This window comes from Streptomyces sp. NPDC048671, from assembly GCF_055587045.1.
Map to the genome: position 1 here is coordinate 117,623 of NZ_JBVJHB010000010.1, position 13,877 is coordinate 131,499.

The window sequence follows — 13,877 nt, forward strand, 5'->3', positions numbered from 1 at the left end:
GGGCGCCCCGCGCGGGGCGCCCGCCGGTGCTCCGCGTCCGTCAGCCCGAGCAGCCGCCGCACTGGCACGGCGCTCCGGACTGGCATCCGCACCCGCAGCCCGAGCCGCAGCCGCAGGCGCCGAGGACGGCTCCGCGCGTCACGTCGGCGGCGGGTGTCTCCCGCTGGGGTTCGGTCGTGGGGGAATCGGCCATGGTTCCTCCTCAAGGCGTACGACAGGGCCGTACGCCCGCACGGGGCCCACGACCGGGGCGGTACGGACAAGTCGTGCCGCCCCGCCCCATTGCATGCCCACCCGGGCAGGCGCATCAACGGCGCACATGCGCAGGAACGCATGTGCGAGGCAATGCGCCGTCGTACGCCGTCGCCCCTCCCCGCCACACGCCGTCGTACGCCCGTCGCCTCCCGGCTTCGCGGGCATGTGGCTACACGGCTGAGTGGCTACGTGGCTGAGTGGCTACGCGCCCTCCACCGGTGCCGCCTGCTGGATCTCGTCCGCGTGCTCGCCCGTCACCAGGTACACGACACGCTTGGCCACCGACACGGCGTGGTCGGCGAACCGCTCGTAGTAGCGGCCGAGCAGCGTCACGTCGACGGCCGTCTCGATGCCGTGCTTCCACCGGTCGTCCATCAGGTGCTGGAACAGCGTGCGGTGCAGCAGGTCCATCTCGTCGTCGTCCTGCTCCAGCTGGAGCGCCAGATCGACGTCCTTGGTGATGATCACCTCGGCCGCCTTGGCCATCAGGCGCTGCGCCAGCTGCCCCATCTCCAGGATGGTGGCGTGCAGGTCGTGCGGGACCGCCGACTGCGGGAAGCGCAGCCGGGCCAGCTTGGCGACGTGCTGGGCGAGGTCGCCCGAGCGCTCCAGGTCGGCGCTCATCCGGAGCGAGGTGACCACGATCCGCAGATCGGTCGCCACCGGCTGCTGGCGCGCCAGCAGGGCGATGGCCCTGGCCTCCAGGTCGTGCTGGAGGTCGTCGACCTTCTGGTCCGCGGCGATCACCGTCTCCGCGAGCTTGAGATCGGCATCGAGCATGGACGTCGTCGCCCGGCCGATCGCCGAACCGACGAGCCGGGCCATCTCGACCAGCCCCTCGCCGATCGAGTCGAGTTCCTCGTGGTACGCGTCACGCATGGGAAGTCCCTCTCCAGTCCTAAACCGAGGCCGGGGCCAGCTCTGAACCCCACGCCCCTACGGTGACGGGGGTACGCGTCCGGATCCGACCGGCCAAGTGAACCGGTGCTTGCTCCTCGGTGAACTCTGGGCGACGAGTGTTCGAGTAGGCACTCGGATGGCTGGGAGAGTGTCCGCCGGGCCGCATAACCTGGAGGCATGGACGTGAACGCGGCGGTCGCCGCAGCTGCTGCGATCGCCGGTGTGTGTACCGGTGTGATCGCGATGCTGGCGTTCCGCTGGAGCGAGCGCGACCAGAAGAAGCCGACGCGTACCTCCATGCGGCCCGACAGCAATACCCCCCTGCCCCCCGGGGTCGACACGGTCCTGTCCGTGCTCAGCTCCTCCGCCGTCGTGCTCGACGAGAGCGACAGCGTCGTCAAGGCCAGCTCCGCCGCGTACGCGCTGGGGCTGGTCAGGGGCGGGCGGCTCGCCGTGGAACCGATGCTGAACATGGCCAGGGACACCCGCCGTGACGGCGAGATACGCCAGGTGGAACTGGACCTCCCGCGCCGCGGTACCGGCCGGGGCGAGGCCCTCGCGGTCTCCGCACGGGTCGCCCCGCTGGGCTCCCGGCTGGTCCTGCTGCTGGTCGAGGACCTCACCGAGGCCCGCCGCATCGAAGCGGTACGGCGTGACTTCGTCGCCAACGTCAGCCATGAGCTCAAGACCCCGACCGGAGCGCTGTCCCTGCTCTCGGAGGCCGTCATGGACGCCTCCGACGACCCGGAGGCGGTGGAACGGTTCGCGGGCCGGATGCAGATCGAGGCGACCCGGCTCACCAACCTCGTGCAGGAGCTCATCGACCTCTCCCGGGTGCAGAACGACGACCCGCTGGAGGACGCCGAACCGGTCCGGGTGGACGAGCTGGTCGCCGAGGCCATCGACCGCTGCCGCCAGCAGGCCGGCTCCAAACAGATCACCATGGCCGCGGGCGGTACCGCCGAGCTCCGCATCTGGGGCAACCGCGGCCAGCTCGCCGCCGCTCTCGGCAATCTCGTCGAGAACGCCGTCAACTACAGCCCCGCCCGCACCCGCGTCGGCATCGCCGTCCGCCGGGTGACCATGTCCGGCGGGGACGAGATCGAGATAGCCGTGACCGACCAGGGCTTCGGCATCTCGGAGAAGGACCGCGAGCGGGTCTTCGAACGCTTCTACCGCGTCGACCCGGCCCGCTCACGGGCCACCGGTGGCACCGGCCTCGGCCTGGCCATCGTCAAGCACGTGGCCGCCTCGCACGGCGGGGAGGTCACCGTCTGGAGCTCGGAGGGACAGGGCTCCACCTTCACCCTGCGGCTGCCCGAAGCGCGCGCCGCACGGGAACGGGACCGCACATCAGGCGGACCGCTCATCGTCAACGGCGACGAGGGGCCCTACCCGGCCGCCGCCCCCGACACTCTTGATTCATTCCCTGCCCCGGAGGCTCTTCCGTGACCCGAGTGCTTGTCGTCGAGGATGAGGAATCCTTCAGCGACGTCCTGTCCTACATGCTCCGTAAGGAAGGCTTCGAGGTCGCCATCGCGGCCACGGGTCCCGACGGCCTGGACGAGTTCGAGCGCAACGGCGCCGACCTCGTACTCCTCGACCTGATGCTGCCCGGACTGCCCGGCACCGAGGTGTGCCGGCAGCTGCGCAGCAAGTCCAATGTCCCCGTGATCATGGTCACGGCCAAGGACAGCGAGATCGACAAGGTCGTCGGCCTGGAAATAGGAGCCGACGACTATGTGACCAAGCCCTTCTCCTCGCGCGAGCTCGTCGCCCGCATCCGCGCGGTGCTGCGCCGCCGCGGGGAGCCGGAGGAGGTCGCCCCGGCCGCTCTGGAGGCGGGCCCGGTCCGGATGGACGTGGACCGTCACGTCGTCACGGTCTCGGGCGGCAAGGTCGACCTCCCGCTCAAGGAGTTCGACCTGCTGGAGATGCTGCTGCGCAACGCCGGCCGGGTACTGACGCGGATGCAGCTGATCGACCGGGTCTGGGGCGCCGACTACGTGGGCGACACCAAGACGCTCGACGTCCATGTGAAGCGGCTGCGCGCCAAGATCGAGCCCGACCCGGGCGCGCCGCGGTTCCTGGTGACGGTGCGGGGTCTCGGGTACAAGTTCGAGCCGTAAACCGGCCCGCTGCCCTGAGGGGCGATACAGGGCGATACGTACGGCTGAGGCGCCTCCCGGTCCGGGAGGCGCCTCAGCCGTATGCGCGCGTGCGGGGGAGTGCGGTCAGCCGTTCGGCTGGGCCGAGTCGGACGCCGCGTCGGTCGGCGTGGTCGTGTCGCTCGACGAGCCCGGCCCGGAGGTGTCGGACGAGGCGCCGGGGGTCTCGGACGCGGAGCCGGTGGGCGTGGCGTCGGCCGAGGCCGTCGCGTTCGGCGGCTCCGGGAGCGCGCTGGGGCCGAAGCCCTCGAAGTAGCTGGTGGCCGGGACGACGATGACGCCCAGCGGGATGTCGCCGGACTCACTGAACTTGAAGACCAGGTTCTGCACGTTGCCGTCCTGCATGGCCTCGCTGCCGTTCTCGATCACGGCGGCGGCGTTGCCCTGGCCGCCGAGCACCACCCGGCCGCCGGCCGGTACGACGACCGGGCCCGAGCCCTTGGCGGCGTGCAGCCGCACGGACGCGCTGGTGCCGGTCAGGGCGATGCCGTCGAGGGTCTCCGCCTTGGTGCTGTTGTTGAACAGCGTGGCGATCACGACGGCCGGGCCCTTGGCGCCGCGCTTCGGCTGGGTCACCACGTTGGCGTTCTGGATCTTGATGGCGCCGGCCGACGTGGCGGCGTTGTCAGGCCTGACTTCGAGCGTCTGCGCGTTCATTCCCGCACCACATGCGGAGAGCGCGGCGATCGAGAACGCGATGGCGGTGGCGGCGAGGGCGCCGTGTCGAAGGCTGCGGCTCACGGCGGTGGCAACTCCTTGAACGAGCGGACGTACGGACGGGGTCGGGCGAGCACTTCGGGCGAGTGGTGCCGAAGCCGCCCCAAGGGTGTGACAGCGGCCAGGTTACCGAGCCGTCGTCCCGGCCCCGCACCCGACCCGCCCCCCGGCGCTCCGGGGATCGGGGACCGGCTCGCGGGGCGGCCCGCGAGCGATGATTCGCAAGCCGTTCACATAACACGCTTGATCAATTCCTCCGGACGTTCGGCCCGCGCTTCCTGTGGATGTTCCACCTGCTCTTGGCGTGCCCCGGCGCATTCATTGCGGATAATCCACGCGATGGCCGAACGTTGATCAATTTCATTGGTCATCGGCACTTACCGCCGTACGGGTGATCGATCCTCGAACGGCGTACGGAAAGTTCACCATCTTGAACCCGGCAAACCGGGACGTTAGGTCTCTTCCGAGCAGGTTCCGGCAGATGTGACGTCCGCGTTTCTCCTCGCCCGTACAGCGGCTCCGACCTGCGAATACCGTCTCCGGCGAGCCTTCCGCAGCACGTACGTGTTGCAGTTGTCAAGCCCCGAGATATGCCCTGACCTGCGAAAACGCCATTCAGGAGAAGCTGTTCTCGTGTTACTCTGGATAGCCACGGAAGGGGTACCTGTCACATGACGTTCAAGGTTGGCGACACCGTGGTCTATCCCCATCACGGGGCCGCGCTGATCGAGGCTATCGAAACTCGCCAGATCAAAGGCGTGGACAAGACCTACTTGGTGCTCAAGGTCGCTCAGGGCGACTTGACGGTGCGTGTACCGGCGGACAATGCGGAGTTCGTGGGTGTGCGCGACGTAGTCGGGCAGGAAGGGCTGGACCGGGTCTTCGAGGTGCTTCGCGCGCCGTATGCCGAAGAGCCGACGAACTGGTCCCGGCGCTACAAGGCAAATCTCGAGAAGCTCGCCTCCGGCGATGTCATCAAGGTCGCGGAAGTTGTTCGTGACCTGTGGCGTCGTGAGCGTGAGCGTGGACTCTCCGCAGGTGAGAAGCGCATGCTCGCCAAGGCTCGCCAGATCCTGGTGAGTGAGCTCGCTCTCGCGGAGAACACCAATGAGGACAAGGCCGAGGCTCTGCTCGACGAGGTCCTCGCGTCCTGAATCGGATCGCACCGGTCTGAGGCGTAAATAATGTGCCGCGGTGCCCGCTGACCAGCCGTATGAACGGCGTGTCGTCGGGCGCTGCGGCATGTCCGGATTCGGATCTGGATCCAGATCTGGAATCCGACGGTTCGGCCGATGGTCCGACGGCGGTCCGGCCGAGGCCCGATCGGTGGCCTGATCGGTCGGTGGCCCGATCGGTGGTCCGGCTGGCTGGATTCCGACGGTCCGACTGCGGATTTCGGACAGCCGGATTCCAGACACATTCCGGATTCCGGGCACAGGGACGCCGGCGGGCGGTAAGACCCGGGCATCCCGGATGTTGTTCTCGATGCGCCGGCGCATTGGCCTCGCCGACGATCCCCCGGTACTTTGCTCGCGATCTTGTGAAGTCGACGTGTCAGGCCGATCCCGAGCGGCCGGGGCGGTCCTCGTCTCGCCCGGGGTCACGGAAAGGGTCCCGGTCGAGTCATGGCGTAGCGCCCGGCTCGATTGAGGCCATACCCACGTCGGCCGTGGAGACAAACATGCCGATGCTTCGGAGTGCAACCGATGTCTGATCAATCGCTTCCCTGCCGCACCGCCGCCGTGATTCCCGCGGCCGGCCGCGGCGTACGGCTCGGCCCCGGCGCCCCCAAGGCGCTCCGTGCGCTGGGCGGAACGCCCATGCTCGTCCATGCGGTACGGGCCATGGCGGCCTCCCGTCAGGTCTCCCTGGTCGTGGTCGTCGCACCGCCGGACGGTGCCCCCGAGGTCAGGAATCTGCTCGACGAGCACGCGCTGCCCGAGCGCACCGAATTCCTCGTCGTGCCCGGCGGCGACACCCGCCAGGAGTCGGTGAAGCTCGGCCTGGACGCGCTGCCCGCCGATGTCCGCGCCGTCCTCGTCCATGACGCGGCCCGCCCCCTGGTGCCCGTCGACACGGTGGACGCGGTGGTCGAGGCGGTACGGGACGGGGCTCCGGCCGTCGTCCCGGCGCTGCCGCTGGCGGACACCGTCAAGGAGGTCGAGCCGGGTGCGCCGGGGGAGCCCGAGCCGGTGCTCTCCACGCCGGTGCGGTCCAGGCTGCGGGCGGTGCAGACTCCGCAGGGCTTCGACCGCGACACGCTGGTGCGGGCCCATGAGCGGGTCGCCGTCAGCGGCGAGGGCGCGACCGACGACGCGGGCCTGGTCGAGCAGCTCGGGGTGCCCGTCGTGGTCGTACCCGGCCACGAGGAGGCGTTCAAGGTGACCCGGCCGCTGGACCTGGTCCTGGCCGAAGCGGTACTCGCACGCAGGAGGGCGAACGATGGCTTCTGAGGAACACGCCGTACCGGTGGAACACGCCGTACCGGTGGAACACGCCGTACCGGAGGAACGCGCCGTACCGGTGGAACGCGCAGCATCAGTGGAACGCGCCGCACCGGTGATCCCGCTCGTCGGGATCGGCACCGACATCCACGCCTTCGAGGAGGGCCGCGAGCTGTGGTGCGCGGGTCTCCTGTGGGAGGGCGAGGGCCCCGGGCTCGCCGGGCACTCCGACGCGGACGTCGTCGCGCACGCCGCGTGCAACGCGCTGTTCTCGGCCGCCGGGCTCGGCGACCTCGGGCAGCACTTCGGCACCGGGCGCCCCGAGTGGTCCGGCGCCGCGGGGGTCACGCTGCTCACCGAGGCGGCCCGGATCGTGCGGTCCGAGGGGTTCGAGATCGGCAACGTCGCCGTCCAGGTCGTCGGCGTACGGCCGAAGATCGGCAAACGGCGCGACGAGGCGCAGAAGGTCCTGTCCGCCGCCGTGGGCGCGCCCGTCTCGCTCTCCGCCGCCACCTCCGACGGGCTCGGCTTCACCGGCCGCGCGGAGGGCATCGCGGGGATCGCCACCGCACTGGTCTACCGCACGGTCTGACCTGCCCCGGAGCCGTACGGCGGGCCCGGCCGACCGCCGGGCCCGCAGCCTTCTTGCACATCAGTTGCACGTACCCTGGTACAGCAATGAAGTGACACGAGGGACTGGAGAGGCAGCGGGATGAGTACGACGACGATGGCCGCGGTACGGGCCGATGCCGACGGATACGTCCTGCGCACCGCCACTCCCCGTGACATCGGCGGCGCGCGGGCCGTGATGCTCGACACCGTCTACCGCGACCTGAGGTCCGGGTACGTGCCCCGCTGGCACGCCGACATCATCGACCCCGAGGCCAGTTATCTGCGGCCCGAGCGCTGCACCCTGCTGGTGGTCGAGCGCGACGGCGAGATCGTCGCGACGGGCGCCGTGCGCGACCGGGGGCCGCAGGCGCCGCCCAATCCGCAGTGGGTCGCGGACCGCTTCCCGTCCGGCACCACCGCCCAGCTGTGCCGGATCTACGTCCGGCCGGAGCACCGCAGGCACGGGCTGGCGCGGCGGCTGGTGCGCGAGCTGTGCGACTTCGTCGCACGGGCCGGCGGGTACGAGGCGGTCTATCTGCACACCGACCCGGCCGTGCCGGGCGCCGAGCCGTTCTGGCGCTCGCTCGCGCGGGAGGTGTGCGACGAACGCACCCTGCCCGGCCGCGGCCAGAGCATCGTCCACTTCGAGCTGCCGATGCCCGAGGCCCGTTGAGGCGCCCGTCGAGCCGCCTCGTGAGCCGTTCGCTGAACCATTTTTAATGACAATCGTTTTCATATAAGGTCGTTGCCATGTCCCCGTCCCGACTCCGCCGCGCCGCGCTGCCGCTGACCGCGGCCGCCCTCCTCGTCCCGCTCGCCACCGCCTGCTCCGGCGGCGCGAACGACACCACAAGCGCGTCGGACGGCGGCGGGAAACGCCTCAGGGTCGTCATGGCCTTCCCGCCCGCCCAGGCGATGTCCCCCTACGGCGACGACGCCGTCACCCTCAGCCGCCTCGCGGTCATCGAGGGCCTCACCTCCCTCGACCGCGAAGGCGCCGCGAAGCCCGCACTCGCCGCCTCCTGGAAGCGCGAGAGCCCGAAGGCGTGGACCTTCACGCTGCGCGAGGCGTCCTTCCAGGACGGCACCAAGGTCGACCCGGCCGCCGTCGTCCGCTCCCTGAACGCCGCTCAGAAGGCCTCGCCCAAGCCCCGCGTCCTGTCCGACACCGGCATCACCGCGACCGCCCTGGGCGCCGGCACCGTACGGATCGTCACCACAGAGGCCGACCCGCTGCTGCCCCAGCGCCTCGCCAACCCCTCCCTCACGATCCTGTCGGCCGCCGCCTACCGGGACGGCGCGGTGAACCCGGCCGGACACGCCACCGGGCCCTTCACCCTCGCCGCCGTCAAGGGCGCCGTCAGCGCCACCCTGGAGCGCAACGACCACTACTGGGGCGGCAGGGCCAAGGCCCCCGGTGCCGACGTGACCTTCGTCGCCGACGGCACCGCCCGCGCCAACGCCCTGCGCACCGGCGCCGTCGACGTCGCCGAGTACGTACCGATCTCGCAGGCCTCCCTCCTCGGCGACCGGCTCGTCCACGAGTTCCCCTCCGCCCGCACCAACGGCCTCTCCCTCAACACGGAACACGGCGTCTTCGCCGACCCCGCGATGCGTGCCGCGGCCCGCGAGGCGATCGACTCCAAGGCCCTCGTCAAGGCCGTCTACGAAGGCCGCGCCGACAGCGCGCAGGGCCTCATCGGCCCCGGCGTGCCGTGGGCCGCCGACGCCCGCCTCGCCCCGGTCGACCGGGCGAGGGCCGCCGGCAAGGCGCAGGTCGCGAAGACGGAACAGATCGTCCTCGCCACGTACACCAACCGGCCCGAACTCCCCGAGGTCGCCACCGTCGTCCAACAGCAGCTCCAGAAGCGCGGCTTCACCGTCAAGCAGGTCGTCCGCGACTACGCCCAGCTGGAGGCCGACGCCCTCGCCGGCAAGTACGACGCCTTCATCCAGGCCCGCAACACCCTCCTGGACACCGCGGACCCCGTCTCCTACCTCGCGTCCGACTTCACCTGCGACGGCAGCTTCAACATCTCGCAGCTCTGCGACAAGCGCGTCGACACCGACGTGAACAAGGCCGCCGAAGTCGCCGGCACCGAAGCCCGCCACCGCGCCGCGATGACCGCCGAGGCCGACGTCCTCGGCACCGACGCCCTCGTACCGCTGCTCCACGAGCGCTTCGTCCAGGGGTACGACGACAGCCGCGTCCGCGGTGTCTCGCTCGACCCGATGGAGCGCACCCTCATCACCGCAGACACCCGCGTCGGATGAGCGGGTGAAGTACCTCGCCGGACGGTTCGCCGCGCTCCTCGCGGTCCTCGCCGTCATCGGCCTGCTGCCCCGGCTGACCCGCACCGACCCCGCGCTCACGATCCTGCGCGCCCGGTACGCCGACCGGCCGCCCACCCCCGAGACCCTCGACGCCATCCGCGCCGAGACCGGACTCGACGGCGGCCCCCTCCACATCCTCGGCGACTGGTTCGGCGGACTCCTCCACGGTGACCTCGGCACCTCCTGGGTCTCCGGGCAGCCCGTCGCCCCCGACGCGATATCCGCCCTGGGCGTCTCGCTCACCCTCATGGGCGTCTCCCTCGCCGTCGCCCTGCTCCTGGCCGCGGCGCTCGCCGCCGGAACCCTGCGGCGCGGGGCGGCGCGCCGCATCGTCACCACCCGCGCGGGCGTCGGCGCGGCCGTCCTCGCCGCCTTCCCCGAGTTCCTGATCGCCGCCGTGCTCGCCGCGCTCGTCGCCGTCCGGCTCGGCTGGCTCCCCGCGCTCGGCTGGGGGACCCCCGCGCAGGCGGTGCTGCCCGCCCTCGCCATGGGCATCCCCGCCGGCGCGCTGCTCGGCCGGCTGCTGGACGACGCGCTGCCCGCCGCGTTCGCCGAACCCTGGGCGCGCGCCGCCACCGCCGGCGGACTGCCCGGAACCCGCATCGCCCGCCACGCCCTGCGCCGCACCCTGCCGGGACTGCTGCCCCAGCTCGGCCTGATCGTCGTCGGGCTCACCGGCGGAGCCGTCGCCGTCGAGACCCTCTACGCCATCCCCGGCCTCGGCGGCAGCGCCCTGGCCGCCGCACTCGCCCAGGACCTCCCGGTCCTCCAGGCCTGCGTCCTGATGCTGCTGCTCCTCGGGGTGGCCGCCGGACTGGCCGCCCGCCTCGCCTCCCGCACCCTGCTCGGCCCCGCCCTGCACGACGGCGCCCTGCCCGCGCTCCTGCCGCCCGCCCTTCCGGCCCGCCGGCTGCTGACCGCGGCCGCCGTCGTCCTGGCCGTGCTCTTCGCCGCGGTCACCGTCGCCGGACTCCTGCGCGACCCGCTCCAGATCGACGCCGCGGCCCGCCTCGCCGGACCGTCCACCGCCCACCCCTTCGGCACCGACTCGCTCGGTCGCGACATCCTCGCCCGCCTCGGACACGGCGCGGCCCGTACCGTCCTCACCGCCGTCGCCGTGTCCGCGGCCACCTTGCTGATCGGCCTCGCGCTCGGAGCCGTACGCGCCGGAGCGCTCACCGAGACCGCCAACGCGCTGCCCGCGATCCTCACCGGCCTCGTCGTCGCCGGTGTCGCCGGACCCGGCCCCTGGAGCGCCGCCGCAGCCGTCACCGCTGTCGCCTGGGCCCCCATCGCCGCGCACACCAGCGCCCTGTACGCCCAGGAACGCGCCGCCCCGCACATCGCCGCCGCCCGCGCCCTGGGCGCCGGACGCGCCCACCTGCTGCGCCGTCACGTCCTGCCCGGCGTACTGCCCCCCGTCGTCCGCCACGCCGCCCTGCGCGTCCCGGCCATCGCGCTGGCCCTCGCCTCCCTGGGCTTCCTGGGCCTCGGCACCGCGCCCCCGTCACCCGAATGGGGCCGGATGCTCTCCGAGAACCTCCCCTACGCCGAACGCGCCCCCTGGGCCGTACTCGCCCCCGCCGCCGCCCTCGCCGTCCTCGGCGCGACGGCCGTCCTCGCCGCCGCCGCCGTCCGGGGAGTGCGACACCGCAAGGGCGCCGCGTGAGCGCCGCCCCGGCACCGGGCCTCGCCCCGGACCGCTACCTCCGCCTCCTCACCACCACCCAGTTCGCGTTCAACATCGGCTTCTACGCCGTCCTGCCCTACCTCGCCACTCACCTCGGCACCGGCCTCGGCATGGCCGGCTGGCTCGTCGGACTCGTCCTCGGCCTGCGCACCTTCAGCCAGCAGGGCCTCTTCGTCATCGGCGGCGCACTCACCGACCGGTACGGGCCCCGCCCCGTCGTCCTCGCCGGCTGCGTCCTGCGCATCGCCGGATTCGGCTGGCTCGCCTTCGCCGGGTCCACCGCGACCGTCATCGGCGCCGTCCTGCTGACCGGACTCGCCGCCGCGCTCTTCTCACCCGCCGTCGAGTCCGAGACCGCCCGCGAGGCCGTCCGGCACGAGAGGGAGACCGGCACCCCGCGCGCCCGGGTGCTCGCCCGGTTCTCCGCCGCCGGACAGGCCGGGGCGTTCCTCGGACCGCTCCTCGGCTCGGCCCTCCTGCTCCTGGGCGGCGGGTTCCGGGCCGCCGCCCTCGCCGGGGTCCTCGTCTTCGTCGCGGTCCTCGCCGGACACGCCCGGCTGATGCCGCGCCGCGCCCCCGTGGCCCGTACGACCCGGTACCGGGGCTCCGTGCGCGAGGTCTTCGGCAACCGCCCGTTCCTGCTGCTCTGCCTCACGTACAGCAGCTACCTCGTCGCGTACAACCAGCTCTACCTCTCGCTCCCGGCCGAGGTGCAGCGCGCCACCGGCTCGCAGGCCGCTCTCGGCTCGCTGTTCGCGCTCTCCTCGCTGCTGGTCGTCTGCGCCCAGCTGCCGGTGACCCGCTGGGCCGCCGACCGCCTCGCACCGCGTACCGCACTCGTCGCCGGGCTCGCCACCGTCGCCGCCGGGTTCGCCGCCGTGCCCCTGGCCCCCGGCGGGCCCGCCGGACTGCTGCCCGCGGCCGCGCTCGTCGTCCTGCTCACCCTCGGGCAGATGCTGCTGGTGCCGGCCGCCCGCGGCCTCGTACCGGATCTCGTCGCCGACCGGCACCTCGGACTGGCCACCGGGGCGCTGTCCTCGGTCTCCGGAGTGGCCGTACTCGCGGGCAGCGCGGCCACCGGGGCGCTGCTCGGTGTCCCCGCACCCGTCCGGTGGGCGGTGCTCGCCGCCGTGCCGCTCGCGGGAGCCGCCCTCGCGCTGACCCTTCCGGCGGGCGCGGACGGGAAGCGGACCGGGCAACCGGTGACCTCCTCAGGACGTACGCCATGACCGCCGCACTCCCCGCCGGACTCAAGGCGCTTGCGGCCGGGCGAACACGCGCCATAACAACTGTCATCGCAATCCCCCAAGGGGTCGCGGGGCACTGGTGCGCGCCCACTACCCTTGAGGCGTGACTATTCGCCTGTACGACACCAGCGCCCGGCAGATCCGTGATTTCGTCCCGCTCACAGCGGGCTGCGTCTCGATCTACCTCTGTGGCGCCACTGTCCAGGCCGCCCCGCACATCGGGCACATCAGGTCCGGACTGAACTTCGACATCATGCGCCGCTGGTTCGAGCACCGCGGGTACGACGTGACGTTCGTCCGGAACGTCACCGACATCGACGACAAGATCATCACCAAGTCGGCCGAGCAGGGCCGCCCGTGGTGGGCCATCGGCTACGAGAACGAGCGCGCGTTCAACGCCGGCTACGACGCGCTGGGCTGCCTCCCGCCCACGTACGAGCCGCGCGCCACCGGCCACATCACCGAGATGATCGAGATGATGCGGGGCCTCATCGAGCGCGGCCACGCCTACGCGTCCGACGGCAACGTCTACTTCGACGTGCGCTCGTTCCCCGGCTACCTGTCGCTCTCCAACCAGGACCTGGACGATCTGCGCCAGCCCTCCGGCGAGGGCGAGACCGGCAAGCGCGACCAGCGCGACTTCGCCATGTGGAAGGCGTCCAAGCCCGGCGAGCCCAGCTGGGAGACGCCCTGGGGCCGCGGCCGTCCCGGCTGGCACCTGGAGTGCTCCGCCATGGCGCACCAGTACCTCGGCACCGCCTTCGACATCCACGGCGGCGGCATCGACCTGATCTTCCCGCACCACGAGAACGAGATCGCCCAGGCCAAGGGCTTCGGCGACGAGTTCGCGAAGTACTGGGTGCACAACGGCTGGGTCACCATGTCCGGCGAGAAGATGTCGAAGTCGCTCGGCAACTCCGTACTCGTCAGCGAGATGGTCAAGACCTGGCGCCCCGTCGTGCTGCGCTACTACCTCGGCACCCCGCACTACCGGTCCATGATCGAGTACAGCGAGGAGGCCCTGCGCGAGGCCGAGTCCGCGTTCGCGCGCATCGAGGGCTTCGTCCAGCGCGTCACCGAGAAGGCCGGCGAGCCCGTCGCCCCGGCCACCGAGGTGCCGCCCGCCTTCGCCGAGGCGATGGACGACGACCTGGGCGTCCCGCAGGCCCTCGCGATCGTCCACACCACCGTCCGCCAGGGCAACTCCGCCCTCGCCGCCGACGACAAGGAAGCCGCGGTCGCACGCCTCGCCGAGGTCCGTGCCATGCTCGGGGTACTCGGCCTCGACCCGCTCGACGACCACTGGGCCGGCGAGAGCGACCGCGGCGACGACCTCCACGGCGTCGTCGACACCCTCGTACGGCTCGTCCTCGACCAGCGCCAGTCCGCACGCGAGCGCAAGGACTGGACGGCGGCCGACGCCATCCGCGACCAGCTCAACCAGTCCGGGCTCGTCATCGAGGACAGCCCGGCCGGACCACGGTGGACACTCGGCCCGCGCCAGTAGTCC

The 13,877-nt window shown here is 71.9% G+C and carries 14 protein-coding genes; 10 read left to right on the forward strand and 4 right to left on the reverse strand.

Annotation, left to right across the window (positions count from 1 at the left end; all coding sequences use genetic code 11):
- Nucleotides 1-40 precede the first annotated feature (40 nt).
- Both ACZ6S6_RS21440 and phoU read right to left on the reverse strand, forming a co-directional pair.
- Nucleotides 41-193 carry a hypothetical protein gene (locus ACZ6S6_RS21440; RefSeq protein ID WP_362959602.1) on the reverse strand — a complete coding sequence of 51 codons (153 nt, stop codon included), beginning with the start codon at nt 191-193 and terminating at the stop codon, nt 41-43.
- Nucleotides 194-456: 263 nt separating this feature from the next.
- On the reverse strand, nt 457-1,134 hold the full coding sequence (gene phoU, locus ACZ6S6_RS21445; RefSeq protein ID WP_311304103.1) for a phosphate signaling complex protein PhoU: 678 nt from the start codon (nt 1,132-1,134) through the stop codon (nt 457-459).
- 198 nt (nt 1,135-1,332) lie between these two features.
- Here phoU and phoR point away from each other — a divergent pair, with 198 nt between their 5' ends.
- On the forward strand, nt 1,333-2,607 hold the full coding sequence (gene phoR, locus ACZ6S6_RS21450; RefSeq protein ID WP_362959598.1) for a two-component system sensor histidine kinase PhoR: 1,275 nt from the start codon (nt 1,333-1,335) through the stop codon (nt 2,605-2,607).
- A 5-nt stretch (nt 2,608-2,612) separates the two neighbouring features.
- Entirely contained in the window at nt 2,613-3,284 is a 672-nt protein-coding gene (gene phoP / locus ACZ6S6_RS21455; protein WP_469706742.1) for a two-component system response regulator PhoP, read from the forward strand.
- Between the two features lie 105 nt (nt 3,285-3,389).
- Here the strand turns inward: phoP and ACZ6S6_RS21460 are convergent, their stop codons facing one another.
- Entirely contained in the window at nt 3,390-4,064 is a 675-nt protein-coding gene (locus tag ACZ6S6_RS21460; RefSeq protein WP_362959593.1) for a DUF461 domain-containing protein, read from the reverse strand.
- A gap of 206 nt (nt 4,065-4,270) precedes the next feature.
- Nucleotides 4,271-4,411, reverse strand: coding sequence for a hypothetical protein (locus tag ACZ6S6_RS21465; RefSeq protein ID WP_362959590.1), 141 nt, complete (start codon nt 4,409-4,411; stop codon nt 4,271-4,273).
- A 300-nt stretch (nt 4,412-4,711) separates the two neighbouring features.
- On the opposite strand from ACZ6S6_RS21465, the gene ACZ6S6_RS21470 reads away from it, so the two are divergent.
- From ACZ6S6_RS21470 to cysS, 8 genes are all read left to right on the forward strand, one after another.
- Nucleotides 4,712-5,194 carry a CarD family transcriptional regulator gene (locus ACZ6S6_RS21470; protein ID WP_006380568.1) on the forward strand — a complete coding sequence of 161 codons (483 nt, stop codon included), beginning with the start codon at nt 4,712-4,714 and terminating at the stop codon, nt 5,192-5,194.
- Between the two features lie 552 nt (nt 5,195-5,746).
- Nucleotides 5,747-6,493, forward strand: coding sequence for a 2-C-methyl-D-erythritol 4-phosphate cytidylyltransferase (gene ispD, locus ACZ6S6_RS21475; RefSeq protein WP_362959587.1), 747 nt, complete (start codon nt 5,747-5,749; stop codon nt 6,491-6,493).
- On the forward strand, nt 6,483-7,076 hold the full coding sequence (ispF, locus tag ACZ6S6_RS21480) for a 2-C-methyl-D-erythritol 2,4-cyclodiphosphate synthase (RefSeq protein ID WP_469706601.1): 594 nt from the start codon (nt 6,483-6,485) through the stop codon (nt 7,074-7,076). Before ispD ends, ispF begins: the two co-directional genes overlap by 11 nt.
- Nucleotides 7,077-7,196: 120 nt before the next feature.
- A complete protein-coding gene (locus ACZ6S6_RS21485; protein WP_469706602.1) occupies nt 7,197-7,769 on the forward strand; it encodes a GNAT family N-acetyltransferase in 573 nt (190 codons plus the stop codon).
- Nucleotides 7,770-7,846: 77 nt separating this feature from the next.
- Nucleotides 7,847-9,370: an ABC transporter substrate-binding protein gene (locus ACZ6S6_RS21490; RefSeq protein ID WP_469706603.1), complete on the forward strand. Its 1,524-nt coding sequence runs from the start codon at nt 7,847-7,849 to the stop codon at nt 9,368-9,370.
- Nucleotides 9,371-9,374: 4 nt separating this feature from the next.
- Entirely contained in the window at nt 9,375-11,099 is a 1,725-nt protein-coding gene (locus ACZ6S6_RS21495) for an ABC transporter permease subunit (protein WP_362959576.1), read from the forward strand.
- A complete protein-coding gene (locus tag ACZ6S6_RS21500; RefSeq protein ID WP_469706604.1) occupies nt 11,096-12,349 on the forward strand; it encodes an MFS transporter in 1,254 nt (417 codons plus the stop codon). Before ACZ6S6_RS21495 ends, ACZ6S6_RS21500 begins: the two co-directional genes overlap by 4 nt.
- A 121-nt stretch (nt 12,350-12,470) precedes the next feature.
- Nucleotides 12,471-13,874 (forward strand): cysteine--tRNA ligase, encoded by a 1,404-nt coding sequence (gene cysS, locus ACZ6S6_RS21505; RefSeq protein WP_469706605.1) that lies wholly within the window; start codon nt 12,471-12,473, stop codon nt 13,872-13,874.
- Nucleotides 13,875-13,877 lie beyond the last annotated feature (3 nt).